Here is a 410-nt window from a genome sequence, read left to right as displayed (position 1 = left end):
AGATCACTACATCATCCTGCAGAATGGTTCCAAGGTCTCCGTGGATAGCATCTGCAGCGTGCATGAAAATGGCGGGGGTACCGGTAGAGTTAAGAGTGGCTACGATCTTTGTTGCGATCGCCGCGCTTTTTCCTATCCCGGTAATGATCACTCTTCCTTTGGATTTGTACACCGCCTGCACGGCTTCGGCAAAATTCTGGTCTAATAATTGCTCTAAATTTGCTATAGCTTTGGCTTCAGTTAAAATGGTTTCTCTGGCAACAGAGAGTATTTTTTCTTGAGATGTCAAATTTGTAGAATTAGGAATTGTGCAGACTAAAGAAAAATGTATCTTTAATTTGTGCAAATGTATGTAAAATTGTAACACAATTGAATGACTTCGCAGGAAATCAATTTACACGAACAGCTTA

Annotated in this window: 1 protein-coding gene; it reads right to left on the bottom strand. The window is 40.5% G+C overall.

Going from position 1 to position 410, the window contains the following annotated elements; all coding sequences use genetic code 11:
• Positions 1–289 (bottom strand): SIS domain-containing protein (locus tag HC175_RS19535; RefSeq protein WP_168139790.1); only part of this gene is annotated, 289 nt, incomplete at its 3' end.
• Positions 290–410 lie beyond the last annotated feature (121 nt).

The organism is Salinimicrobium oceani (assembly GCF_012037645.1).
This window is presented reverse-complemented; position numbering and strand designations above follow the sequence as displayed.